The organism is Paenibacillus sp. EKM301P, from assembly GCF_011800295.1.
Lineage (GTDB): Bacteria > Bacillota > Bacilli > Paenibacillales > Paenibacillaceae > Paenibacillus > Paenibacillus polymyxa.
Genome location: NZ_JAALFM010000002.1, coordinates 62,569 through 86,483 on the forward strand (window position 1 = coordinate 62,569; position 23,915 = coordinate 86,483).

Genomic DNA, 23,915 nt, shown 5'->3' on the forward strand with positions numbered 1-23,915 from the left:
GCTGACGCGTCAAGCATATAACTGCTTCATCTGACGCGCATATAAGGCATAACGTTCAATCGCCTGCGCCCGGCTGGACACACCTAATTTCGCATAAATTTTACGTAAATAATTATCAATGGAGCGCCGGCTAACTTCGATCTCGATAGCAATTTTGTCATATGTAATTCCTTGTACAATACGTTCCATAATAAAAACTTCGGTTTGCGTCAATTCGTCAAAAGGCTCAGAAGCCATTAACGGCATAAATGGCCAGTTTCCACAACGAATCCAATCCATTGGTAATGAAGCAAATCCTTCGCGCAAACCGTTGATCAGGTGAATTAACTGGCTCGGTGATGCCTGCTTGGATAGCATTCCATTTGCGCCAAGCGAGATTAACTGCTGGAACAACGTAATATTGTCCTCATCCGTCATAATAACAATATGGCTGTCCGGAGACAAGACCCGCATTTGTGTCAAAAACGGTTCCGCCGTTCCCTCAGGCAATCTATAGTCCATTAAAATAATTTCCGGGCGAATGGAGCAAACCAGCTCCAGGCCTTCTGTGCCGGAGGAAGACATCCCTCTCACAAGCAAATCCTGCTGGTCTTCCAAAATAAGCTTCGTTCCCAGCATACTTGTAGGATGGATATCTATGATGACCACCTGCCATACTTTTCTCATATCTAAACCTCCTGATTTACAAAAAAATACATATTAAGCGAAAATAATCAAAAAACTAGAGATTGCTTATGTAGAAATTGCGTAAATGTGAACGTATAGGAAGCGAAAACGATTTAAGGAAATTGTATCCTAGGACTTCCTTCCGATGCAATCTCTTTTTCCAATATTTTTATATGACTATTTCGCTTTTGCGAAATAAATAGGCCCATGATAGAATTGGTACTGCAAATAAAGACTGGAAATTTGAATTTACACGGGAGTTGAAAATCACATGCAAGCTTCACCTGAACGTCCTCCTGCCGAAGCCCGGCGGAGCAATTCAAGAAAGGGGTTGCCCGTAAAGACTTTTCTGCTATTTTGGTTTCTTCTTATTATACTAGGTGCTCTCGCAACCTATCTGTATAGCAATCACTTGAAGCAGCAAATGCTAAACGAAATGCAAACCCATACAGACCAACAGATTCAAGTACTCAAATCCGACTATGAAAAGCAACTGACTGCACTTTCCAAGGAAGTTAGCGGATTACAGGGCAAGGTTCAGTCCTTCAACGAACTACTGACCTTTACAAAGGATAATGCCAATAATAAGACCGATAATAGCAATAAACTGTATACCCAATTAAATGAAGTCAAGCAGCAGCTCAATACACTTCAGAAAAAAATGGACTTGCTAAAATGAATGTAGATGCAAAGCTAGTAAACCGGTTCTTTATGTTGGCCCTTGCTCCTTTTATCGGTTTGTTAGGGTGTATTTTGTTAGTGCATCCCCCTTTGAGCTTTCCTGAATCTACATCTCCGAGTCTGCAAAAAGCCGAAATTACTTTACAAACGCAATCAGTAGGCAAGCAGCTTGATGAAGCCAAGCAAACAGCAACGTATACCTTATCTACGATTCGCCGGACGTCTGAGCTCTACAAACAAACGACCCAAACGATGAATCAGCTTGTCGTGACTGCCTCTGCGCAGTCCAAGCGACCCGCGGTTATCTATAATCGGCGCATCACTGCCAAACTGGGGGTTCCCTACTACCAGGTAGATAGCAACCGGATTACCATTGAATTGTTTAAAGTAAACCCGGGAATTTATCACGGATACGCTATGAAAGTCAAACTTAAAGATCCTACGGCAATGAAAATGTCTTTGGGAAATGACAAATTGGGTGGCTCAGAGACGACCATGCGTGCAGTCTTGAGACACGGAGCCATTGCAGGCATCAACGCAGGCGGCTTTGCCGATGGAGATGGCAAACGCTATCCATTAAGCACTACTGTCTTGAACGGTCGCTATCTTACTGGCTTTCAGTCGAGTTTTAAGGACTTGTCATTCGTCGGATTGAGTAACGACGGCAAGCTTATTGGGGGCAAATTTTACAATCAAAGTGCTCTTGACAGCTTAAAACCTGCCTTTGGAGCTACCTTTGTTCCCGTTCTGTTGCAAAGGGGACAAAAAGTGCCTATTCCTGACAAATGGAAAGTCTCTCCCAAGCGGGCTCCACGTACGGTCATTGGCAACTATAAAGATGATCAGTTGCTCATTATTGTCGTAGACGGCTACAATGAAAGCGGGGGTTCAGGTGCAACGCTCGAAGAACTCCAAGGGAAGATGTTCAATCTGGGTGTTCAAGATGCTTATAATTTGGACGGCGGCGGTTCATCGTCCCTTATACTAAACGGCCGAATCGTAAACAAACCGTCAGATGGTAATTTGCGTCCAGTCCCTACTCATTTTTTGTTCTATAAATAGTTAGGTGTAGTGTAGTTTACCATCCAATTAAATATATGCTGTTCAGGCATAGCTCTATCCGAAAAAAAGCATCACGAACGAATGTCGTGATGCTTTTGCCTCATTTAGGAGGAGTACTGTGTCATTTCTGTCAGGCATTGAGCACAAATATAACGTTCTTTGAAATCGTTCACTTGTTCTATTGAGCCGCAGAATACACATTTTGGACGATAACGCTCCAAAATAATATGGTCGCCCTGAACCAAAATTTCGACAGGATCTCCCTCATTCATTTGATATCTTTTACGCAATGACTTAGGCAGAACTATTCTCCCCAACTGATCAACTTTACGTACCACACCGGCAGGTTTCATCGTGATCGTACACCTCTCCTATTGAGTATTAGCTTGCAATTTTCTTTCCAGGCGAAAAACTAGGTACAAAGACACTATTCTTTATGTAGTATTCGCTGTCTTTTTGTCGAATCCTGCTGATCACAGGAAATTTTATTACATTTTTTCATAAAATCATGAACCATATCAAAGTATGGTACAGAATGTCTATAATATTTTTATCGACCGGAAAGCCAATTATCATTAGCCTTCACAAAGAATTTCCGCAAATTTATGACCATATATCCTTTATTTAAGCTCTACTGTCATGTACTTTCGAGCAATAATAGTGCAACTTTTATCAGCAACTAAGGTCCTGGTTCTTTATTCGCATTTATACTTGATCGATTGATGTTCGTTACGATAAACCTGGAAAATCCAATTGTCTCAGCGCTTCATATACGATAATCGCAGCGGAATTCGACAAGTTTAGAGATCTTACTTTATCTGACATAGGCATCTTGATACATGTATCAGGATTAGCAGCTAACAGTTCAGGAGGCAAACCTTTCGTTTCTTTACCAAACACCAAAAAGTCTCCATCCTGAAATTCAATATCACTATACTGCTGTTTTGCCTTTGTCGTCGCATAAAAAAAGCGACCTTCTTGATATTTCTCTTGTACTTCAGCAAAAGAATCGTGATACTCAATATGAACAGCATACCAATAATCAAGCCCAGCCCGTTTTAACGTAGCATCATCGGTACGGAAGCCCAGTGGCCTAACCAGATGCAGATGAGTTCCGGTTGCTGCACACGTTCTGGCAATATTCCCTGTGTTAGCTGGAATTTCCGGCTCGACAAGCACAATATGTAATGGCATCAGTTTTTCGTTCCTTTCATTATTAAATTCATTAGACAAATAACCTAAAGTCTAACTAAAATGTGTATACTGAAAACATACACTTTCTTCATTTTAACAAAATCAGAGGGATATAGACATCAAACGACAAAAAAATATCAATTTCCCTACACCACTAAAAGCCTTCCCCTATACACATTCAGGGAAGGCTTTATTTTTACTTTTTCGATATCAAATATCGTGTATCGAAATATATGTCTGTATAATCAACTGTTACGTTGCTTAAATCCATCCATAAACTCGGCTAATGCTTGACAGTTCTCCAGTGGAACCGCATTGTAGATTGAGGCGCGAAGCCCTCCTACACTGCGATGCCCCTTCAATCCGATGAAACCCGCTTGTTCGGATTCTTTAATAAATTGTTTTTCCAGATCCTCATTCGCAAGGCGGAAGGTTACGTTCATAATAGAACGATCAGCGCTGTCCACACAACCACGATAGAAGCCTTCGCTTCTGTCAATACGGTCGTATAGCAGATCAGCTTTCTGCTGATTCACACGCTCGATGCCTTCTAAACCGCCTTCCTCCTGGATCCATTTGAGCACTTCATTCACCATGTATATGGCAAAGGACGGGGGAGTATTGTAGAGAGAGTTATTCTTTTCATAAGTACTGTAACGCAGCATCGTAGGAATATTGCCTGGTGAGGAAGCCAGTAGCTCTTCACGGGCAACCACGACCGTTACACCAGAAGGTCCCAGATTTTTTTGCGCACCAGCATAAATCAATCCAAATTGAGTAACATCAAAAGGCTTGCAAAAAATATCACTGGACATGTCCACAATCAGCGGTACGGAACCCGTATCCGGGAATTGCTTAAATTGTGTACCTTCAATCGTCTCATTGGACGTCATATGCACATATGCAGTATTCTCAGGCAAGTCCAAGGAATCCACATTCGGAAGACGCATGAATTTCTCATCAGCGGAGGAGGCGGCAATGTGAGCCTTGCCCAATAGCTTAGCTTCTTTATATGCCTTGTCCGACCAGCTGCCTGTCATTACATAGCTTCCGATCTGTCCTTCGCCTAAGAAATTTAAAGGCAACATGGCAAACTGCGTGCTTGCGCCCCCTTGCAAGAACAACACCTTGTAGCCTTGTGGATTGCCCAGCAGAGATAGCAGACGTTCCTGCGCTTCATTATGGACAGATTCATACACGGCTCCACGGTGAGACATTTCCATGATGGACATCCCTGTCCCTTGGAAATCTACGAATTCAGCTTGTACACGTTCCAGTACTTTGAGCGGCAATGCCGCCGGTCCTGCATTAAAATTGTAGGCTCTCTTACTCAACAATTTCCCATCCCTTCTCTACTCTGGTGTGGATATTATCGCTATGATAGCAGTATTCATAAATGCGTTCAATACTTGTATAAAAATGTTTCCGATTTACTTTATGATGTGACAAAGCTGTGAATGTTAATATATTTAACATCTTCATTTTGTAATATTTATCATAATGGTAAAAGGTCTCCGGCATAAGACCGGAGACCTATCTTGAACAACAACTATTCCCCGCAGGCTAATGAGTGTTATTCAAATCTGCTATGCTATCAATGTAGTATTAGCAGTCAAAATACAAGCTGTATTCATGTGGATGAACACGGATGTTCACTGATTTAGCTTCAGAACGTTTGAACTCTACATAGTTATCGATAAAGTCCTTCGTAAATACGCCGCCTTCAGTCAGGAATTCGTAATCGGCTTCCAGAGCGTCCAGAGCTTCATCTAGTGTACCAGGTACACTGCGGATTTTGCCTTTTTCAGCGTCAGACAGCTCATAGATGTTAGTGTCGAGTGGACCATAGCCCAATTCGACTGGGTTCAGTTTGCGCTTGATGCCATCCAGACCCGCCATCAGCATTGCTGAGAAAGCAAGGTATGGGTTAGCTGTGGAGTCTGGTGTACGGAACTCGATTCGACAGCCTTTAGGCGTTACAGCCGCTACTGGAATACGTACAGCCGCAGAACGGTTACCTTTGGAGAATACCAGGTTAACCGGCGCTTCGTAGCCAGGAACGAGACGTTTGAACGAGTTGGTGCTTGGGTTGGTCAAAGCGATCAACGCAGGTGCATGGTACAGAATACCGCCAATGTAATGAAGAGCCATCTCGCTCAGATTAGCATAACCACCTTTTTCGTAGAACAAAGGAGTGTCGCCATCGAAAATAGATTGGTGAACGTGCATACCGCTTCCGTTGTCCCCGAAAATCGGTTTCGGCATGAATGTTGCCACTTTACCATATTGACGCGCTGTGTTGTGTACAATGTATTTATAAACGAGCAGGTTGTCTGCTGTTTTCTTAAGTGTATCAAAACGGAAGTTGATTTCCGCTTGGCCTGCCGTAGCCACCTCATGGTGATGGCGCTCAATTCTCAGACCTGCTTCTTCAAGCAAACGGCACATTTCACTACGAATGTCTTGTTGGGTGTCTACTGGTGCTACAGGTACATAGCCGCCCTTCACACCCACTTTAAAGGCCAGGTTGCCGCCTTCTTCCTTACGGTTCGTGTTCCAAGCTGCTTCCTCGGAATCTACGAAGAAGGAGGAGCTGTTCATGCCACTTTCGTAGCGAACATCATCAAAGATGAAAAATTCAGATTCAGGTGCAAAGAATGCCGCTGTACCCACTCCTGCGGATTGCAGAAATTCCTCAGCTTTTTTGGCAATACCACGAGGATCACGGTCATATTTTTCGCCGTCTGGCGTAGCAATATCACACAGGATATTCAGTGTAGGATGCTGAGTGAAAGGGTCGATAAAAACCGCTTCTGGATCGGGCAGCATAACCATGTCGGATTCCTCAATGCCACGATAGCCGGGAATGGAAGAACCGTCGAAAGCAACACCGTTAACAAATGTTTCTTCATCTACTTCGGAAGCTGGCAATGAAATATGGTGAGCACGACCAGACAAATCTACAAAACGAAAATCTACCCACTCAATATTATTTTCCTGAATTGTTTTCAATACGTTTTCAACGGACATGTCTTCTTCCTCCCAATTTTTCCGAACATTAAGTCTTATACAACCCTGAAATGTTCATGATCGAATGTTTTTTTCTGTCGTCATTATAAATCTCAAACATGACACGGGTCAATAGCTATGTAAGGTATTTTTTAAACTAATGTTAGATATGCTTACGCCCTTGATAACATTTGAACAATACAAAAAGCCCGAAACATCGGGCTTTTAGGTGATTTTACTCTTATTTACTGCATTGCGGCAAAACTTTTATGCATTAATGTTAATAATTAGTTTTAAGATACAGCACTAGGTGTGTGGAATTTTTTTTCCAATTGCAGGAGCCAACAATTCCAAATCTTTTAGTAAATCTGCAAATTGATCCGGGAATAGGGACTGTACACCATCACCCGTCATCGAGTTGTCAGGGTCTGTATGCATTTCAATAATTAAACCATCCGCTCCCGCTGCTACCGAAGCCTTCGTCATAGGAACAACCAGTTCACGTCTACCTGTGCCATGGCTAGGATCGGAAATGACCGGCAAATGGCTCAACTGTTGCAAAACAGGGATCGCGGACAAGTCGAGCGTATTTCTAGTGTAGGTTTCGAATGTACGGATACCGCGCTCACACAACATAACGTTCGGGTTGCCGCCTGCCAAGATGTACTCAGCAGCATTCAAAAACTCGTCATAAGTCGAGCTGAAACCTCGCTTGAGCAATACTGGCTTGCCGCAAGTACCCAGCTTGCGCAGCAAATCAAAGTTTTGCATATTACGTGTACCTACTTGCAGAATATCGGCGTATTCCGCGCAGATGTCTACGTATTCAGGTGTCATGACCTCTGTGATGGTCAAGAGATCGTGCTTCTGCCCCGCCTCAGCCATCATGATTAAACCTTCTACACCCGTTCCTTGGAAGCTGTATGGCCCTGTACGCGGCTTAAAGGCACCTCCACGAAGGACTTGCGCGCCTGCAGCTTTGACCAATCCGGCAATTTCATCGATCTGTGCAGCAGACTCAACAGCACATGGTCCCCCCATAACGACAAGCTCGCCGCCGCCGATATTTACACCTTTGATGGAGATCACCGTATTTTCCGGATGAAAATCACGGCTGGCCAATTTGTAGGACTTCGAAATTTTAACTACATTTTCTACACCCTTCATTTGGCGTAGATGTTCTGCCAGCTTCGGCTCTACGCTACCAATCAGTCCGATAATCGTACGATCCGATCCTCGGGATACATGAGCCTGCAATCCTTCTTTTTCAATCACTTCAACAATAGCTTCAATATGTTCTTCAGGTGTTTGAACACCAGCGATAACGATCATTTTTTTCTTCCTCTCTATAAACCATATTTTATTATCCACATAGAATAATGTTATGACACTTAGACGCTTGTTCGCTTTTAAGCTTTTATTCGTTAAAGCAACTATACCTGTTTTAACTTGCCTCGTCAAGGCTTAATTATCCCTAATAGTTCTATTTTTTGACTTAGTGAAGCTGATCTAATTGAATAATATCGGTACTTAAACAATTTGAAAAAAGCCGCTACCCGGATGTTTGTATCCGAATAACGGCTGTAATCAATGACATACTATTTCGTCGTTTTTGACTTTTCTCGTACAGGAGGCAGCAGTTTTTTCATATCAATGGTTCTCCGAATCTCCCATGTTTCCGAGTTATCCGCATCATACTGTTCCAAATACGTAATGACCTCTTTGGTAATCAGTGTAGGTGTTGAAGCCCCGGAGGTCACAGCTACTTTGGCTACGCCCTTAAGCCACTCCCTCTTCAGCTCGGTTAAATCAGAAATACGATAAGCCGTAGTACCAGCTATTTCCTCTGACACCTGAGCCAATCGGTTGGAATTGTTGCTTCGCGGGTCACCGACCACGATTACCAGATCCGCCTGTCCTGCCTGCTCAGCTACCGCTTCCTGACGTACCTGTGTCGCCAAACAGATTTCATTGTGTATCTCGGCACCTGGGTACTTTTCTAGAAGCTTTTTCATTATGTGCTTGATGTCCCATTGACTCATGGTCGTCTGATTCGTAATGAGGATTTTGTCTGCTGACAGTGTAAGACTGTCAATCTCTTCTTCCTTTTCAATCAGATGAACATGGTCAGGAGCAATACCGATAGCTCCCTCTGGCTCTGGATGATTCTTTTTGCCAATATAAATAATCTGATAGCCTTCGGCAGACTTCTCCCGAATCAGATCATGTGTCTTCGTGACGTCAGGGCAGGTTGCGTCAACCGTAGTCAATCCTTTATCTCGTGCCAGCTTGCGAACCTCTGGTGATACGCCATGAGCAGTGAAAATGACAGTACCACTCTCTACCTGGCTTAAAATCTCCATGCGGTTCGGTCCGTCCAATGTAATGATCCCTTCGTCTTCGAAGGAATTGGTGACATGACTGTTATGAACAATCATGCCTAGTATATAAATAGGCCGGGGTAAGTCCAAATTTCTGGCTGCCTGACGAGCCAATACCATGGCATCGACTACGCCGTAGCAGTAACCCCGGGGCGAAATTCTGAGTACCTCCAAAAATAGCCCCCACTTTCTTCGACACAGTATACAGCCCCAATAACTGGACAGCTGTGGGCTTTTATGCCTCTACCGGCCAATTCTATGATGTAGTTCCCCTCCTATTATAGCCTATTCCAAAGGCGCGGAAAAGCTGACTGGAAGCCAAATGACAAAGGTCGTTCCTTCTCCTTGGCGCGTAACCACTTCCACAGACCCCTGATGTTCATCAATAATCCACTTGGCAATAGATAATCCCAAGCCAATTCCCTCTGTCACGCCGCGTGACTCATCTGCCCGGTAAAACCGGTCAAAAATAAAGGGAACCTCACTTTTGTCCATACCAATACCTGTATCACTGATCCGTAGCCCCACCTGTCCCTGATAAACAATCGCATCAAATCGGACTGTGCCTTCAGGTGTATATTTAAAAGCATTATCAATGAATATGAATAGCATTTGCTGCAAATAATCTTTGCTTCCGTCCATATAAATACCATTCAACAACGAAAAGTCGCCCACATTCCATTCGGCCGTTCGCTCCAAAAACTGAGCACGACGAGCAACCTCGTTTACGAGCGGCTCCAGCGCAACAGGCATTTTATCGAATGTTTTCCCCGTGTCCGCTCTTGCGAGTGACAACATATCGCTCACCAAGCGACTCATTCGCTTGCCTTCATCCGCCATGTCATTCAGCGCCTCCATGGAAAGCTCGCGAATCATGGCTTCATCCATATTCGGTCGCTCGTCCGGTTCGGTAGTCCACATTTTGAGCAGAAAATCAACGTTGCCACGAATCGTCGTCAAGGGTGTGCGCAGTTCATGGGAAGCATCGGCCACAAACCGGCGCTGCGCACCATATGCATCTTCAAGTTCCTTGTAGAACACTTCTGTACGCCCCAGCATGTTGTTAACCGTCCCGATCAATTGTCCAATTTCATCTGGTGGTCCGTCATATTCAATCCGAACACTCAAATCATTACTCGATTGAATCTGATTGGCCCCCTCAATGACCTTAACCAGCGGCTTCATAGATTTACGAGCCAGGAAGAGGCCAGAGGTCGCAGCAGCGAGTAAGGCAAATAGTGAACCGTACACAAGCACATTTTGTAACCTGTTCATAAGTCGGTCCTGAGAGCCCGTGAATTGCCCTACCTGTAGCAGCCCGACCACCAAGCCCAACTCCTCGGATTTGATCGGCTGTTGAATAATCATAAAGGAATCACCATTTACGTTCACACGCCGAATTCCTTCATTTTGAACTGCTCCTGCCGCTGTAGACGGAACAGGGAAGGTGATACTGAGGTCTTTCATATTTTGGGTCGTTTTGGTTACACCGGACGTATAATTGTAAATTTGAACATAGAGCTGTGAGTCATCTATTCCACGCCCCTGCTCCAATCCCAAATCCAGATTAGGGACCTCAAACAATCCTCCTTTTATAATAAGGCGTAATTGCTTGTTAATCTGTGGCGCCTGAGTCATAAGCTGACTTTTCACTTCATTATATGTGTAGTAATATACTAGTCCGTAAATAGCCAGACCAAAAATGACAAGCACTATAGCCAAGATGCTCGAATACCAAGCTGTCAGCCGCCACCGAATAGACATATTACACATCACCTCTTAAAATATAGCCAGCTCCCCGAATGGTACGAATAAGCCGTTTGCCACCATCCTGCTCCGTTTTTTGTCGCAACATGGCAATATATACTTCCAGCACATTCGATTCTCCGCTATAGTCATAGCCCCAAATTTTATCCATAATCAGATCACGCGACAGAACGCGTTTTGGGTTTTGCATGAACAGATGGAGTAGTTCAAATTCTTTGGCCGTCAGTTCCAAGCGTTTGCCACCACGAACTACTTCACGTGATTCGTTATCCAGTTGTAAATCCTCGAAGGTAAGCCGATTCCCATTATTGTCCTGCTGTTCAGTTTTACGCCGCAAAAGCGCTCGTACGCGTGCCAGCAGCTCCTCCAGAGCAAACGGCTTCACGAGATAATCATCAGCCCCCAGGTCCAGACCCTTCACCCGGTTCTCCACCTCATCCTTAGCTGTAAGCATCAGGACAGGTACCGTGCTTCCTCCCTCCCGCATACGACGGCAAACCTCAAAACCATCGACCTGCGGCATCATTACATCGAGCACGACCAAATCAGGCTCAGCTGTTAGCATTTTATTTAATCCCTCTGCTCCATTGGCGGCTGTCAGCACTTCATATCCTTCAAAAGCCAGCCCTCTGCGCAGCATGGATACAATTTTTTCATCATCATCAATAATCAGAATAGTAGAGCGCATACACGATCAAACTCCTTTATCTCTTCTTCTTTTCCCTCTATTGTAGCAGGAGTAAACGCGTGTAGCATCTTGCACCCCATGCAGCAAGAAACGGAAGGGTCGTTTTCCTTCCGTTTCTTACGTTCATGTTCAATTCTAGAGTTATTCTCTTACTGCTGAAGAGTCGAGCTAAAGTCATTTTTGTTGCCTATTTTTAGCTGAATATCTTTTTTCTGCCCGGCTCGTTCGATGTTAAGCGTAAGTGCTGTACCCACTTTTTGTTTTTGAATGAATTGAATTAACTCCTGTGATGTGCTATAAGGCGTGCCATTAGCTCCGATAATTACATCATAAGGACGTAGATCGGCCTGATAAGCTGGTGATTTGTATATAATATCCCGAACAACCGAGCCTTCGGTCAGAGATGTACCCAATTCCTTGGCTACTTCAGGGCTCAAGTTCAACAGACTTGCACCAATGAAAGGTACAGGTTCTTTTGGAATAGGCTGGTTATTTTTCAGCTTATCGACGACTTCCAAAATCGTATTGGACGGAATTGCAAACCCGATCCCCTGTGCATCTGCACTAACAGCTACGTTCATACCGATAACCTGCCCTTGCAGATTTAACAACGGTCCGCCAGAGTTACCAGGATTAATGGAGGCATCCGTCTGAATGAGATGCTTGTATTGTGTCGGTTTTCCAGTTGACTCACTATTAATGGTGATGGTACGTTCTTTCGCACTTAGCACACCGGCTGTTACCGAATGCTCAAAGCCTTCTGGGTTACCGATTGCAACCATCCACTCGCCGACTTTAGCGTTATCGGAGTCTCCCAAGGTTACGGTCGGGAAGTTATTTTTGCCTTCAATTTTAAGAACTGCCAAATCTAGATCTGCATTTTTGCCCAAGACTTTGGCTTCGTAAGGCTTGTTGGTTCCCTCTACTGTAACCTGTACCACACTCGCGCCTTCCACAACATGGTTGTTAGTCAGGACGTAACCCGATTTATCAAAAATAAAACCGGAACCAATACCCAGCGGAGTCAGCTGTCCACTGTTGCTGCCTTCATTTTCATTACTGTTGCCGCTGCTGCCACTATCCCCATACTGGTTACCGAAAAAGTATTGATACAGCGGGTCATTGTAATAAGGGCTGCTTTGTCTGCCGCTTCCAGCACTAGATTGCTTGGCAAGTGTTTCAATTTTGACGACTGCCGGGCCAGCCTTGGCTACAACAGATTGAACATCAGCCGTACCTGAAGGCATAACAGCCGGAACTGCGCTTGGAGACGAGTTAGTGGTTCCCGAATTCGTCGTTTCTCCGCTTTCAGCTGCCGCCGAAGTCAACGCTGTCTCCGGTGTGAACATATTGGTTCGGTCAGCTGTATACATCAATACCGTAATGACCAGCATTCCGGCTAAAAAAGATAACAAAATCGTTTTTACCTGCGATTTGGGCTTATTCGGTTTAAATTGCCAGTTGCCGCTATTCCGATCAGAACCATCCTGTTGCTCAGGCATAGCACGTTGATAAGAGGAAGGAAGCGGTCTCACTGCCTGCGGTGGCGTAATCTCAACGTCCTCCACCGACTGCCCTTCCCTGCGTTGTCCGTCCGACTGCACTGAGGAGAAAGGGCCATAGGAATAGTAATATGAGGAACCATTTGAATCGTTTGGCCGAGTTGTTTTATCGTTATCAACCTGATCATTGTCGTTCCGGCGCCCGGAATTATTATTTTTAAATTCGTCCATTGTATATCTCCTCCCAAACCCTATGCTTCAAGGTGGTGTTGTTTAGCTGACTTTATTTTGCACTTTAAACCTTAATTCCACCTTAAAAAAAATTAAAAAGGAGATAAAACCTCAGACCTATTGTATCTAGCCACTTTTACTCAACACGAAATGCCCCGGAATTCAATCCGGAGCATTTCGTGTTGAGTATGCTTTTTATTTTGTGTTAAAGTTCTCGTCGAACTTTTCGTTCGGTGTTTGTGCATTGCTTTGAATTTTGCTGCGACTGGAGTTTTGAACTTTTTGCGCTACTGCACTTGTACCGCCTTGATCTGTTGCAAATTCTTCGTCATACTTCTCATTTGGTGTTTGGAAGTTGTCTTGAATTTTATTTTGTTCAGACTGCTTCACCTTTTGAGAAACAACGCCTACCGTATCGTCTTGTGCAAATTCCGCTTTGAACTGATTTCCTGTGTTTGCTTTGAAGCCTTTGTTCATGAAAGAACTACCGCCTTGATTTGGCATATTCCTCGACCTCCCAGTATGGTTTGCGGGATAAGCTCATCCCGAAACATAGTATGTGAAGTCAGGAAAAACAATATTCAAGGATTATATGGAAGCATCCAGTGTCTCGGGCGGAATGGTCTTATGCGTTTCTATCGCCTTTTGCAGCGATTTTATCATTTTTTCGGTACACTTGCCGTTTCCTTTTTTTATGATTTGAACATCCACATCTTTCTTGCCCCATTCAGAATACACCTGCCGGATTGTTTTAAAATACAAGTCAATTTTATTGCCCTTAATCGCTGAACCTGTATCTGCTACAATCCCGTAACCGTAACCTGGAATGTACAATATGCTGCCCAAAGGAAACATCTTCGGATCAGCCGCAATCGTGGACAGTGTATTTTTGTCACGACGCACTTTTACACCGGAATACGTAATACCGTAACCGGGATGATTCGGCCGTTTGCCAGTGGATTCATACCCTGCTGTATAACCTGTTGCCGTGACCGTCATGGTCGTAATAACCTGCTCTTCGCGTGGAGCTATAACAGGTGCGGATTGCCATTTCTTATGCTGGACCGGTTCTTTGTGACCGTAAACCTCATTGCCGGATAATACCAGACAGATTGCGATTAACATGGTTCCCAAAACCCGTTTCCATACCAACATGGATCTCATAAAAAACCTCCCCTTGAGGCAAAGGCTTTCCAGAAATCCATGAGTTTATACGGACTATTAATTATTTTTGAACATCCTGCCCCGGATAAAGTCTGCTCAGCTTCACTTTGTCTTCAAAAATATGCAGAAGCGTCCGCACAATAGGGGTGTGCTCATCGTTTGTGTGCAATATAATGGAAGCAGGAGATATCGAAATAAGAGTGCTGACGATTCGATCCTCTACCTCCATCTCCAGTTCAATACCGGGCATTTCCACAATAATATCATCTGCATCAGGAGTCGGTATGGGCACCATGGCACTATCGAGAATGATAAAATCATGCCCGCCTTGGTGAAGTACATGCACGAGTGGAACTTTGCTCTCCTGAAAAAACACAAAATATTTAAGCAGCCCCATAAATTCTTCGTATTGCCGATCTGCCCAGAATTCTTCCATCGCATAGTCAACGATTTCTTCAAGCTCTTTTTTGTACGCATGCAGTCTGAATTGAATAAGCCCTTCCAAATTGATTACACGAAGCTCCTTAAAGTCCTTTTCCAAGAGGGTGGTCAGCTTACCATGGCGCTTTAAACGTCCTCGGGGACCATCATCATTTAACAGTGAGCGAATCATGCTACGAATTTGTTCAACGTCCTCTTTCTCCAGCAACGAGCAGGCTTTGTTGAGAATATGATCGAGAATCCCCCACTCCCTGACTTCGATAATATAATCCGCTATTGCCGAAGACATGATGCTGTATACACAGGGAAGAAAGCTTTCAAACGCTGAATTGCTTTCAGTGCCCTTGCAGGTCCATGCCACTTTGTTGTCCAGCTGTCTGAAAGTGAATCGAAATCCGCGCCGTGACATATGTAGTCCCTTGGTTCTACTTTTGACCACTTCGTAAAAACGGTCGGTTTCTTGATCTCCGTCTGTATTGGTCCACACTGTAAACAGTTCCATTGGCTCACTCCTTTCGATCACTGCTTTCAGTATATGGCGGCCTCTGAAGGGTTATACGAAGTGAACGACTGGAAACAAAAAGACATATGCAAAAGAGGCCGATCAGGTTTCAAAGAGACGTTAAGCGTGTTATAAACAATTACCGTGATTAGGTAAAAACCGAAAGACGTTTGAATATTTAGGGCGGGGTATGTTAAGGTTATAGTGATATGAATTTTTCACAAGAGGGAGGAGATAAGATGTCAACGATGCTGAACATGCTGCGCACATTCATGATCGTCATATTGAGCCTCGTTCAGATTTTGTCCCTTCCTGTGACGTTTCACGCGGAAGATACCACTCAATCCCTTCAGTTTACTTCGGGATCTTCACTTATGCTTCATGCTGATGTTACTTCGTTAGAAACGGATTCTCACGGTCTGGAACATCATTCCAAACCAGCGGTGCGCAAATCCTCCCCATTACTGCATCTGGTGATCGCTGCGACTAAATCACTTCCCTTTGTCATTCTGATAGCGCTTGTGCTGCTAATGAGCATCCCTAAGCTACGTCTGCCTTTTATACCTGTCATCTGTAAGCTAAAGAAGCAATTGTTCTTGTTCCCCATCAAATTTACCTCTAGTTATGTGGCTTAACCTCCTTTTAGCATGCATATCACCACATTTGCATGTCTCTTTGCTAACTTTTCCTATTCATCTACTGCGTAAAATTTAATTTTCCATTTTTTATTTAAAATTTAATGCAATCTAATTTTTCATATCACTTCCAAAGTATGTGATTTATTTCCCATATCATTCACTTAAATAAACGTATTATACAGGAGGCTTTATAAATGGATATTCGAGAGTCTATTTTGCCAGGAATCGGAATTAAGTATCGAATTGATGCGGAGAGTGGCGACCGAATTGTCATTATTATTCATGATGACGGCAGACGTGAGCTATATCACTTTGATTACGAGGATCTGGAACAAAGCATTTCTATGACAACCCTGAATGATCAGGAAGCACGATTAATAGCCTCCATCATCGGTGGTATGACTTATAAGCCCAAGCAGCTCGAAAGTGTAGAGATGACATTTGACGATTTTATTATCGAATGGTACAGAGTGGAATCCCACTATGCAAGTATAGGCAAATCCATTGGGGAGCTTGATGTAAGGCAAAATTCGGGTGCCACGGTTATCGCCATTGTGGAGAAAAAGGGAAAAAAATATGTAAATCCTGGCCCTGAAGTGATTATTAGCGATGATGCCACTGTAGTTGTTGTTGGAGAACGTGACCAGCAGAAACGCTTTAAACAAATCCTTATGAACGGAAGCGGGTGATTGGATGGATCATCTGGTATTTGAGGTTGGATTGGCTATTGCTCTAATCGCTGCAGCGGGGCTGATATCCTCCAAACTGCGCTTCTCGGTCATCCCTTTTTATATTCTGATCGGAATGGCAGTTGGACCTCATGCGATGGAGCTATGGCATTTTGATTTTCGGTTTATCGAAAGCGCCCCGTTTATTGATTTTATGGGGAGAATCGGAGTGCTGTTTCTTCTCTTCTACCTAGGGCTGGAGTTCTCAGTAGGTCGGTTGATTAAATCAGGTCGTTCCATTGCTGTGGGCGGTACCATTTATATTGGCATCAATTTTACACTGGGGCTGGCTCTCGGCTTCCTGAGCGGCTTTCCTGTAGCCGAGACACTAGTTATTGCCGGAATTACGACAATATCATCCAGTGCGATTGCAGCCAAGGTGCTAGTCGATCTCAAGCGTACCGCTAATGCTGAAACAGAAATGATTTTAGGTATTATTATGTTTGAGGATGTTTTCCTCGCCGTCTACATCTCCATCCTCTCCGGATTGGTTCTTAGCGACTCTTCCTCGCTCGGGGGTGTACTGCTATCGGCACTCATCGCACTTGGCTTTATGCTTGCAGTTATTATTATCGGTCGAAAGGCCGTCCCTCTGCTAAATCGGATTCTCCGTATCCGCTCCAATGAGGTATTCGGCCTCGTTGTTTTTGGCTCACTGTTTCTGGTGGCTGGTTTTTCAGAAACGATCCATGTAGCAGAAGCTATTGGAGCCCTGCTGGTCGGTCTGGTACTGGCCGAAACGGAACACGCCAAACGGATTGAGCATTTAATTGTTCCTTTCCGCGATTTCTTTGGTGCCCTGTTCTTCTTCAGTTTCGGACTGTCCATTGATCCGCTGTCTCTAGGAGGTAACGCCATATGGCTTGCGCTGGCAGCAGTCCTTCTCACACTACTTGGTAACATTTGGGCGGGTATGCTGGCTGGGCGTACAGCGTCCCTATCTCCCAAAGCATCCGCAAATATCGGTTTGACTATTGTGGCGCGAGGCGAATTTTCGATCATCATGGCCAACTTGGGTAAAGAAGGCGGTTTGCTTGATATTGTTCAACCTTTTGCAGCCATCTATGTACTCATACTGGCCATTCTTGGACCGCTTCTGACAAAGCAGTCAAAGCCTATCTTTAATATGCTAAACAAAATATTCAAATTTAAGGACCCTCGCTTACGAAAGGAAGAAAGCAAATCGGCGTAACTGTAAAAGCTGGATACGACAATCCATAGGAGGGAAGGCTATGCCGCACGTTGTAAAACATGCCGAAACTTTATGAGGCGGCTTGTGAAGCCCGCTTCAGGAGATGCGAGCAGGTTCCCTGTCTTTTATACGGTAATTGGCGGAATTACGGCATCCGTCGGTCTGGAATTGTTTTTACATCCGCATGATATGATCGCTGGAGGCGTTACGGGAATCTCCAGACTCATGTCGCTTTATACACAGGAGCATTTTGGGTTACTGCTATTCATTTTAAACTTGCCACTAATGCTGCTGTATTCTTTGTCTACTCACAAACCCATGCTGCTTCGCGCACTCCCCGGCTTGTTTGCCTTTTCAGGCTCAGCCATCATTCTCTCGCCTTTTCCGGCAGTGAGTGGCCATCCGGTCGTATGCGCTTTGGGAGGCGGAATCTGTATTGGGCTTGGGGCAGCGCTGACAGCTCGTCACGGAGGGTTGCTTGATTCATTAGGACTCAGCGAATCTGACGATGGCCGTCCATCCACTTTGTTGCTAATTCATCGGAAAATTCCGTTAATACAGATCGTAATGTTGTGTAATGGCCTGCTGCTCATTACGGCTGGTTTTGTGTTAGGCTGGGAGCCAGCCCTCTATTCCGCCTTATCCTGTCTCGCTGCCTATGAAACGACTCGGCTGATGTTTACTGGTCTGAGACGCATGGTCTGTGTTGTCAGCAAAAAACAGCCAACTGTCGAAGATGCCATATATCGCAGGTTGCGTTTACACAGCACACCTATTGAAGGTTCTGCCGCCCAGATAAAGGGCAAGATTAAAAGCGAATCAGATAAAAAAGAACAAATGGTCATCATTTACAGTGTTCATCTTTTGGATTTGCAGCGCTTTAAGGCGGCCATCCAAATGGCAGACCCACAGGCTGAGATCATGTATATGAAGCGATGGGAAACGTAGCAAAGCCCAAATATATTAACCATAATAGAAAAAAGATTAAAGATATTGTAGTATTCACTCTTCCGCACAAAAACGCTTATCTTCACTATCCTTGTACATAGGATAGTGAAAGATAAGCGTTTTATAATGTACGATATTAGCTGATATTAATTTTGCATAATAAAGTCATGCTCAATACTGCTGGCACTGTCAAAAGTACGAATAATATCATAACGGGTATTGCGCTGTGCCGGAATGTGACCCGTCTCACGGATCAACTGTAAAATGGATTCGATGTTAACCTTATACGTTGCGCCTGCAGCGGAAACTACATTTTCCTCAATCATGGTGCTGCCAAAATCATCACAACCGTAGTACAGTGATTTTTTACCGATTTCCGGTCCCATCGTTACCCATGAAGACTGGATATGCTTGATGTTATCCAAAACAAGACGACTGATCGCTACAGTCTTCAAATATTCCTCTGGCGTCTGGCGTTCTTTCTTCAAATTAGTGTTGTCTGGTTGGAAGGTCCAAGGAATAAAGGCCAGAAATCCTTCAGAATTATATTTGTTTTCAATGCATTCGTCCTGAGCATCACGGACACGCAGCAAATGCAGCGCACGCTCCTCCATCAGCTCGCCAAATCCGATTACCATGGTAGCCGTTGTGTTCATCCCAACCTTGTGAGCTGTTTGCATGACATCCATCCAATCACGCCAGGAGCCTTTGAGACGGCTAATTTTGCGGCGTGTACGGTCATCCAAAATTTCTCCGCCTCCACCCGGCAGCGAATCCAATCCAGCTTCATGAATGGCTCGGATCGTTTCCTCCATGGATAGGCCGGATTTTTCCTTCATTTTGTGAATTTCAGCTGGTGAGAAGGAGTGCATTGTAATATCTGGAAAACGTTCCTTAATAGCTTTCAGCAAATCGGTATAATAGCTGAACGGCAGGTTTGGATTTACACCGCCTTGCATTAAGATTTCGGTGCCACCTACATCCTGCGTTTCCTTAATTTTTTGGAAAATCACCTCATCCGGCAAAACATAACCTTCATCGGAACCCGGTCTGCGGTAAAAAGCGCAAAAGCGGCAGTATACGTCACACACGTTCGTATAGTTAATATTTCGTCCGATGACGAAGGTTTTTATGGGATCGGGATGCATGCGATTCATGACTTTATTCGCCGCATGACCTATTTTTTCAACCTCGTCTGATTCGAACAAAGCAACGGTATCCTCTAAATTCAGGCGTTCGCCGCGCAGGGCTTTATCTAAAATATGGTCGATTACACTCATGGTGTATCCTCCTTCGCTGTCACAGGGCGACGAAATGAAAGACAGGACTTATGAACGAGAATGCTTTCACAAACCTGCGTTCGAACCCTGCCGTAATGTATGTTCATGACTAGCCTTGTATGTTGTCTGTGCTATTTAGCATAGTAAAACCTAATGATAATACTAACATATCTTTTGGTAAGGAACCATACTTAGACTGAAAAGTGCCTTTTTTCACACTGTCTATCATGTCTTTCATATAGAAAACAGCAAGTCTCCTGAATACCGGAAACCTGCTGCTTAGGGCTGTACCTATTTGCTTCCTTCGTATAACGTTGAGATGCTATGGGCGTCTAACATTCTAGCTCAGCGCCTCATCCAGATCACGGATCAGGTCATCAATGTCCTCCAGACCTACGGAGAAACGAAGTAGTCCGTCTGTAATCCCGCGCTCCAACCGTACACTTTGCGGCATTGCCGCATGTGACATCATTGCTGGGTACGACAAAATACTTTCCACAGCTCCCAGACTCACCGCCACAATGGGAATACGTACGCGACTGAGGACCTCTTTTGCACGTTCACCCGAACCCACATCAAACGATATCACTGCACCATAACCGCTCGATTGACTCTCATGAATCACACGCCCTGGATGATTTTCCAGGCCCGGATAGTATACCGCTTCAATGTCATTGCGCTCGTTTAGCCAATTGGCAAGCTTAGCTGCACTTTTTTCGCTGTGAGCCATACGCGCCTCCAGTGTCTTCATACCACGCATGAGCAGCCAAGACTCTTGCGGTGCCAGCACAGTACCTAATCCATTTTGAAGCTGCTTGATTTGTCTCCCCAACGATTCGGTACGAGCTACCGCAAGCCCTGCCAGTACGTCGCTGTGTCCACCCAAAAACTTGGTCGCACTGTGCAATACAATATCGACTCCCTGCTCAATCGGACGTTGATAATAAGGTGTCATAAAAGTATTATCCAACAACGTCAAAAGTCCATTATCCCTAGCCCAAGAGGTTATTCCAGCTACATTGGTAATTTTGAGGGTCGGATTAGATGGGGTTTCCATATACACAGCCCTTGTATTTTCCTGCAACGCCTCTTTCACAAGGTTGAGATCCGTCATGTCAACGAAGGTCGTTTCGATATTCATCCGTTTCAAGATGGAGGTCAGCAGTCGATATGTTCCTCCATATACGTCCTCCGAAACAATGACATGATCACCAGCGGATAAGAGCATAAATGTAGTGGAGATAGCAGCCATACCTGATGCAAAGGCAAAACCACAAGCTCCACCTTCTAATAAGGCGATATAATCTTCCAATGCTTGTCGTGTCGGATTACCTGATCGGCTATAATCATGCTGTGGAGGATTAAAAATATCATGATGGTGAAAGGTCGAAGCTTGATAGATCGGGACACTTGATGCCCCTGTAACACTATCAATTTCAGAGCCAAAATGCAGCAGCTTGGTTGCGAATTTCCGCCCTTTGTCCAGATCCTCTCCGATCTTCCTCGCATCCTCTATCATTGCTGCTCCCCTCCTTCTACTTCTTGACGTGCCGCTTCCAGTGCCGAACGCAAATCTTCAATCAGGTCATCTGTATGCTCGATACCTACGGAGAAACGAAGCAACCTGTCATCTACCCCGACTGCATCCCGAATTTCTGCCGGTATGTCCGCATGTGTCTGCACAGCAGGATAGGTCATTAGCGATTCCACACCGCCTAGACTTTCGGCAAACGCAATAAGCTTAATATGACGAAGCAAAGGCTCCACATAGCGAGCATCCTTTACTTTGAAAGAGAAAATACCCGTGTTTCCGCTGGATTGTTTATTTTGTATCTCACGACCTGGATGGCCCTCAAGCGCCGGGTAAAATACTTCCGCCACTGCTGGATGCGTCAGTAAATAATTAGACAACACCGTAGCATTATGCTCATGTCGATCCATACGTAGCGCTAACGTCTTCATCCCCTTCATCAACTGATAGCAGTCGCTTGGGGAAAGCACGGCCCCTATGGAATTGTGCAGGAAGGAAATTTCAGCTGACAGCTCTTTTCCTTTGCTTACAATCAACCCTGCCAGCACATCGTTGTGTCCGCCCAAATATTTGGTTGCGCTATGTACCACAATATCCGCACCAAGTTCCAATGGCCGCTGGAAATATGGTGTTAGCAGCGTATTATCTACAATAGTAAGCAACTCATGTTGTGATGCCCATGTAGCCACCGCTTGAATATCAGTAATCATCATTAACGGATTGGTAGGCGTTTCTATGAATACGGCTTTGGTATTCGGTCGACATGACTGTTGGAGTGCTTCGAGATCGTTTGTATCCACATAAGTTGCGGTCACACCAAATTTGGATAAAATACGCTCTAGCAAACGATAGGTCCCGCCATAAAGATCCAGCGATACAATGAGGTGGTCTCCCTGTCCAAACAAAGCAAATACCGTTTGCAGCGCTGCCATACCTGAGCTGCAAGCAAAGCCTGCATCACCAGATTCAAGTGCAGCAGCAGCCTCTTCCAGTACCTTTCGCGTGGGATTAATCGTCCGAATGTAATCAAACCCTGTGCTTTGACCCAGACGGGGATGGCGGAACGCCGTAGATTGGTAAATCGGGTAATTAACAGCCCCGGTTACTGGCTCCTCTACTGAACCGATTTGTGCCAATCTGCTTTCGATTCTCCACTGCTTAACACTCATATGAATCCTCCTGTTCACTTCCATAGTAGGTGCTATAACATATGCTGCAAAAATGGATGTCCAAGACTATACTGCTGCGCTACTGCAAGGTGGTACTGTATAAGGGTAAACTACAAGCCCATTTTTAAATCTGAGGTCCGATATCATAAGGTGTTTCTTGGTATACATAATAGTTAAGCCAATTTGAAAATAATAAATTGGCATGAGCCCGCCAGATCGAGGGCGGTATGCGTCCAGGATCATCATTAGGATAATAATTTTTGGGGACGTCAATATCCAGTCCTTTGGCTATATCGCGATCGTATTCCCATTTCAGCGAAAGTGGGTCATATTCAGAATGCCCTGTTACAAAAATTTGTTTACCATCAAGCGTGGCTACCAGGTACACTCCAGCTTCCTCGGATTCGGATAAAACTTCTAATTCGGCAATATGGTCAATATCTTCCCGCCGAACCTCGGTATGCCGAGAGTGGGGAGCATAAAACAGTTCATCAAAGCCGCGTAGCAGTTTCACTTTAGGTTTAATAACGGTGTGTGGGAATACTCCAAAGCATTTGGTATCGAGCCCGTATTTCGGAACATTGAAATGATGGTATAAGCCTGCCTGTGAGGCCCAACAGATATGCATGGTCGAAGTAACATTTGTTTTCGTCCACTCAAAGATTTGCCGGATCTCCTCCCAGTAGGTCACATCCTCAAACTCAAGTTGTTCTACGGGGGCTCCTGTAATAATCATGCCGTCAAAACGACTGTTCTTGATCTCATCAAACGTTTTATAAAACATGTTCAAATATTCTTGCGATGTATTTTTAGATACATGTGACTTCATATGCACCAACGTGACATCCACTTGTAACGGCGTATTGCCGACCAGACGCAACAGTTGGGTTTCCGTTGTTTCCTTCGTAGGCATCAAATTCAAAATGGCGATGCGCAACGGACGAATATCCTGATGATAAGCCAGGCTTTCGTCCATTACGAAAATATTTTCGCCCTCCAGTACTTCCTTAGCAGGCAGTGTATCTGGAATTTTAATCGGCATGTAAACTCACTCCTTGATCGGTAAGTTGTGCGAAAATCGTCTGGTAGAGATGCCGGGCATATAATAAAAAGACCTTTCTCGGTTAGAGAAAGGTCATAT

Annotated in this window: 23 protein-coding genes; 6 read left to right on the forward strand and 17 right to left on the reverse strand. The window is 44.6% G+C overall.

Going from position 1 to position 23,915, the window contains the following annotated elements; all coding sequences use genetic code 11:
* Positions 1–9 precede the first annotated feature (9 nt).
* The gene (locus tag HFD99_RS05695) at positions 10–666 is read right to left on the reverse strand and encodes a response regulator transcription factor (protein ID WP_016820498.1); all 657 of its coding nucleotides are present in this window, start codon (positions 664–666) and stop codon (positions 10–12) included.
* Between the two features lie 271 nt (positions 667–937).
* Here HFD99_RS05695 and HFD99_RS05700 point away from each other — a divergent pair, with 271 nt between their 5' ends.
* The gene (locus HFD99_RS05700) at positions 938–1,345 is read left to right on the forward strand and encodes a hypothetical protein (protein ID WP_016820499.1); all 408 of its coding nucleotides are present in this window, start codon (positions 938–940) and stop codon (positions 1,343–1,345) included.
* Entirely contained in the window at positions 1,342–2,409 is a 1,068-nt protein-coding gene (locus tag HFD99_RS05705; RefSeq protein ID WP_016820500.1) for a phosphodiester glycosidase family protein, read from the forward strand. The genes HFD99_RS05700 and HFD99_RS05705 overlap by 4 nt, the downstream gene beginning before the upstream one ends.
* A 104-nt stretch (positions 2,410–2,513) precedes the next feature.
* Here HFD99_RS05705 and HFD99_RS05710 read toward each other — a convergent pair whose 3' ends face one another.
* The 12 genes from HFD99_RS05710 to HFD99_RS05765 form a co-directional block, all read right to left on the reverse strand.
* A complete protein-coding gene (locus tag HFD99_RS05710) occupies positions 2,514–2,762 on the reverse strand; it encodes an AbrB/MazE/SpoVT family DNA-binding domain-containing protein (RefSeq protein ID WP_014599574.1) in 249 nt (82 codons plus the stop codon).
* A gap of 376 nt (positions 2,763–3,138) precedes the next feature.
* Positions 3,139–3,603: a tRNA (uridine(34)/cytosine(34)/5-carboxymethylaminomethyluridine(34)-2'-O)-methyltransferase TrmL gene (trmL, locus tag HFD99_RS05715; RefSeq protein ID WP_016820501.1), complete on the reverse strand. Its 465-nt coding sequence runs from the start codon at positions 3,601–3,603 to the stop codon at positions 3,139–3,141.
* Positions 3,604–3,848: 245 nt separating this feature from the next.
* Positions 3,849–4,940, reverse strand: a complete 1,092-nt coding sequence (serC, locus tag HFD99_RS05720) for a 3-phosphoserine/phosphohydroxythreonine transaminase (protein WP_016820502.1) — start codon at positions 4,938–4,940, stop codon at positions 3,849–3,851.
* Between the two features lie 268 nt (positions 4,941–5,208).
* Positions 5,209–6,633, reverse strand: a complete 1,425-nt coding sequence (gene glnA, locus HFD99_RS05725) for a type I glutamate--ammonia ligase (protein ID WP_016820503.1) — start codon at positions 6,631–6,633, stop codon at positions 5,209–5,211.
* 285 nt (positions 6,634–6,918) lie between these two features.
* Positions 6,919–7,944, reverse strand: a complete 1,026-nt coding sequence (gene aroF, locus HFD99_RS05730) for a 3-deoxy-7-phosphoheptulonate synthase (RefSeq protein WP_167440834.1) — start codon at positions 7,942–7,944, stop codon at positions 6,919–6,921.
* A gap of 266 nt (positions 7,945–8,210) precedes the next feature.
* Entirely contained in the window at positions 8,211–9,167 is a 957-nt protein-coding gene (locus HFD99_RS05735; protein WP_016820505.1) for a 4-hydroxy-3-methylbut-2-enyl diphosphate reductase, read from the reverse strand.
* Positions 9,168–9,278: 111 nt separating this feature from the next.
* Complete coding sequence (locus HFD99_RS05740; protein ID WP_016820506.1) at positions 9,279–10,757, reverse strand: sensor histidine kinase; 1,479 nt, start codon at positions 10,755–10,757, stop codon at positions 9,279–9,281.
* A gap of 1 nt (position 10,758) precedes the next feature.
* Positions 10,759–11,448 (reverse strand): response regulator transcription factor, encoded by a 690-nt coding sequence (locus HFD99_RS05745; RefSeq protein ID WP_016820507.1) that lies wholly within the window; start codon positions 11,446–11,448, stop codon positions 10,759–10,761.
* A 149-nt stretch (positions 11,449–11,597) separates the two neighbouring features.
* The gene (locus tag HFD99_RS05750) at positions 11,598–13,181 is read right to left on the reverse strand and encodes a S1C family serine protease (protein WP_016820508.1); all 1,584 of its coding nucleotides are present in this window, start codon (positions 13,179–13,181) and stop codon (positions 11,598–11,600) included.
* Positions 13,182–13,376: 195 nt separating this feature from the next.
* A complete protein-coding gene (locus HFD99_RS05755) occupies positions 13,377–13,685 on the reverse strand; it encodes a hypothetical protein (RefSeq protein ID WP_016820509.1) in 309 nt (102 codons plus the stop codon).
* A gap of 84 nt (positions 13,686–13,769) precedes the next feature.
* Positions 13,770–14,345, reverse strand: coding sequence for a 3D domain-containing protein (locus tag HFD99_RS05760; protein ID WP_016820510.1), 576 nt, complete (start codon positions 14,343–14,345; stop codon positions 13,770–13,772).
* A 61-nt stretch (positions 14,346–14,406) separates the two neighbouring features.
* Positions 14,407–15,288 carry a putative sporulation protein YtxC gene (locus HFD99_RS05765; RefSeq protein ID WP_045243971.1) on the reverse strand — a complete coding sequence of 294 codons (882 nt, stop codon included), beginning with the start codon at positions 15,286–15,288 and terminating at the stop codon, positions 14,407–14,409.
* 239 nt (positions 15,289–15,527) lie between these two features.
* Between HFD99_RS05765 and HFD99_RS05770 the strand changes: the two genes are divergently transcribed.
* The 4 genes from HFD99_RS05770 (at position 15,528) to HFD99_RS05785 (ending at position 18,794) form a co-directional block, all read left to right on the forward strand.
* A complete protein-coding gene (locus tag HFD99_RS05770) occupies positions 15,528–15,923 on the forward strand; it encodes a hypothetical protein (RefSeq protein ID WP_045243972.1) in 396 nt (131 codons plus the stop codon).
* Positions 15,924–16,120: 197 nt separating this feature from the next.
* Positions 16,121–16,615 (forward strand): cation:proton antiporter regulatory subunit, encoded by a 495-nt coding sequence (locus tag HFD99_RS05775; RefSeq protein ID WP_016820513.1) that lies wholly within the window; start codon positions 16,121–16,123, stop codon positions 16,613–16,615.
* A 4-nt stretch (positions 16,616–16,619) separates the two neighbouring features.
* Positions 16,620–17,846, forward strand: coding sequence for a cation:proton antiporter (locus tag HFD99_RS05780; RefSeq protein ID WP_016820514.1), 1,227 nt, complete (start codon positions 16,620–16,622; stop codon positions 17,844–17,846).
* 84 nt (positions 17,847–17,930) lie between these two features.
* Entirely contained in the window at positions 17,931–18,794 is an 864-nt protein-coding gene (locus tag HFD99_RS05785) for a YitT family protein (RefSeq protein ID WP_045243973.1), read from the forward strand.
* A gap of 146 nt (positions 18,795–18,940) precedes the next feature.
* Here HFD99_RS05785 and mqnC read toward each other — a convergent pair whose 3' ends face one another.
* The 4 genes from mqnC to metA form a co-directional block, all read right to left on the reverse strand.
* Positions 18,941–20,074 (reverse strand): cyclic dehypoxanthinyl futalosine synthase, encoded by a 1,134-nt coding sequence (gene mqnC / locus HFD99_RS05790; protein ID WP_016820516.1) that lies wholly within the window; start codon positions 20,072–20,074, stop codon positions 18,941–18,943.
* A gap of 340 nt (positions 20,075–20,414) precedes the next feature.
* Positions 20,415–21,593 carry an aminotransferase class I/II-fold pyridoxal phosphate-dependent enzyme gene (locus tag HFD99_RS05795; protein WP_016820518.1) on the reverse strand — a complete coding sequence of 393 codons (1,179 nt, stop codon included), beginning with the start codon at positions 21,591–21,593 and terminating at the stop codon, positions 20,415–20,417.
* Complete coding sequence (locus HFD99_RS05800; RefSeq protein WP_045243974.1) at positions 21,590–22,774, reverse strand: PLP-dependent transferase; 1,185 nt, start codon at positions 22,772–22,774, stop codon at positions 21,590–21,592. The genes HFD99_RS05795 and HFD99_RS05800 overlap by 4 nt, the downstream gene beginning before the upstream one ends.
* A 124-nt stretch (positions 22,775–22,898) precedes the next feature.
* Positions 22,899–23,816: a homoserine O-acetyltransferase MetA gene (metA, locus tag HFD99_RS05805; protein ID WP_016820520.1), complete on the reverse strand. Its 918-nt coding sequence runs from the start codon at positions 23,814–23,816 to the stop codon at positions 22,899–22,901.
* Positions 23,817–23,915: the final 99 nt, after the last annotated feature.

Bases quoted from the DNA above. Each gene is read 5' to 3' on its own strand.
- HFD99_RS05710 (WP_014599574.1), bottom strand. From the start codon at position 2,762: ATGAAACCTGCCGGTGTGGTACGTAAAGTTGATCAGTTGGGGAGAATA.
- HFD99_RS05775 (WP_016820513.1), top strand. From the start codon at position 16,121: ATGGATATTCGAGAGTCTATTTTGCCAGGAATCGGAATTAAGTATCGA.
- HFD99_RS05755 (WP_016820509.1), bottom strand. From the start codon at position 13,685: ATGCCAAATCAAGGCGGTAGTTCTTTCATGAACAAAGGCTTCAAAGCA.
- metA (WP_016820520.1), bottom strand. From the start codon at position 23,816: ATGCCGATTAAAATTCCAGATACACTGCCTGCTAAGGAAGTACTGGAG.
- glnA (WP_016820503.1), bottom strand. From the start codon at position 6,633: ATGTCCGTTGAAAACGTATTGAAAACAATTCAGGAAAATAATATTGAG.
- HFD99_RS05770 (WP_045243972.1), top strand. From the start codon at position 15,528: ATGTCAACGATGCTGAACATGCTGCGCACATTCATGATCGTCATATTG.
- HFD99_RS05695 (WP_016820498.1), bottom strand. From the start codon at position 666: ATGAGAAAAGTATGGCAGGTGGTCATCATAGATATCCATCCTACAAGT.
- aroF (WP_167440834.1), bottom strand. From the start codon at position 7,944: ATGATCGTTATCGCTGGTGTTCAAACACCTGAAGAACATATTGAAGCT.
- trmL (WP_016820501.1), bottom strand. From the start codon at position 3,603: ATGCCATTACATATTGTGCTTGTCGAGCCGGAAATTCCAGCTAACACA.
- HFD99_RS05745 (WP_016820507.1), bottom strand. From the start codon at position 11,448: ATGCGCTCTACTATTCTGATTATTGATGATGATGAAAAAATTGTATCC.
- mqnC (WP_016820516.1), bottom strand. From the start codon at position 20,074: ATGAGTGTAATCGACCATATTTTAGATAAAGCCCTGCGCGGCGAACGC.
- HFD99_RS05740 (WP_016820506.1), bottom strand. From the start codon at position 10,757: ATGTCTATTCGGTGGCGGCTGACAGCTTGGTATTCGAGCATCTTGGCT.
- HFD99_RS05750 (WP_016820508.1), bottom strand. From the start codon at position 13,181: ATGGACGAATTTAAAAATAATAATTCCGGGCGCCGGAACGACAATGAT.
- HFD99_RS05765 (WP_045243971.1), bottom strand. From the start codon at position 15,288: ATGGAACTGTTTACAGTGTGGACCAATACAGACGGAGATCAAGAAACC.
- HFD99_RS05795 (WP_016820518.1), bottom strand. From the start codon at position 21,593: ATGATAGAGGATGCGAGGAAGATCGGAGAGGATCTGGACAAAGGGCGG.
- HFD99_RS05705 (WP_016820500.1), top strand. From the start codon at position 1,342: ATGAATGTAGATGCAAAGCTAGTAAACCGGTTCTTTATGTTGGCCCTT.
- HFD99_RS05760 (WP_016820510.1), bottom strand. From the start codon at position 14,345: ATGAGATCCATGTTGGTATGGAAACGGGTTTTGGGAACCATGTTAATC.
- HFD99_RS05800 (WP_045243974.1), bottom strand. From the start codon at position 22,774: ATGAGTGTTAAGCAGTGGAGAATCGAAAGCAGATTGGCACAAATCGGT.
- HFD99_RS05700 (WP_016820499.1), top strand. From the start codon at position 938: ATGCAAGCTTCACCTGAACGTCCTCCTGCCGAAGCCCGGCGGAGCAAT.
- HFD99_RS05780 (WP_016820514.1), top strand. From the start codon at position 16,620: ATGGATCATCTGGTATTTGAGGTTGGATTGGCTATTGCTCTAATCGCT.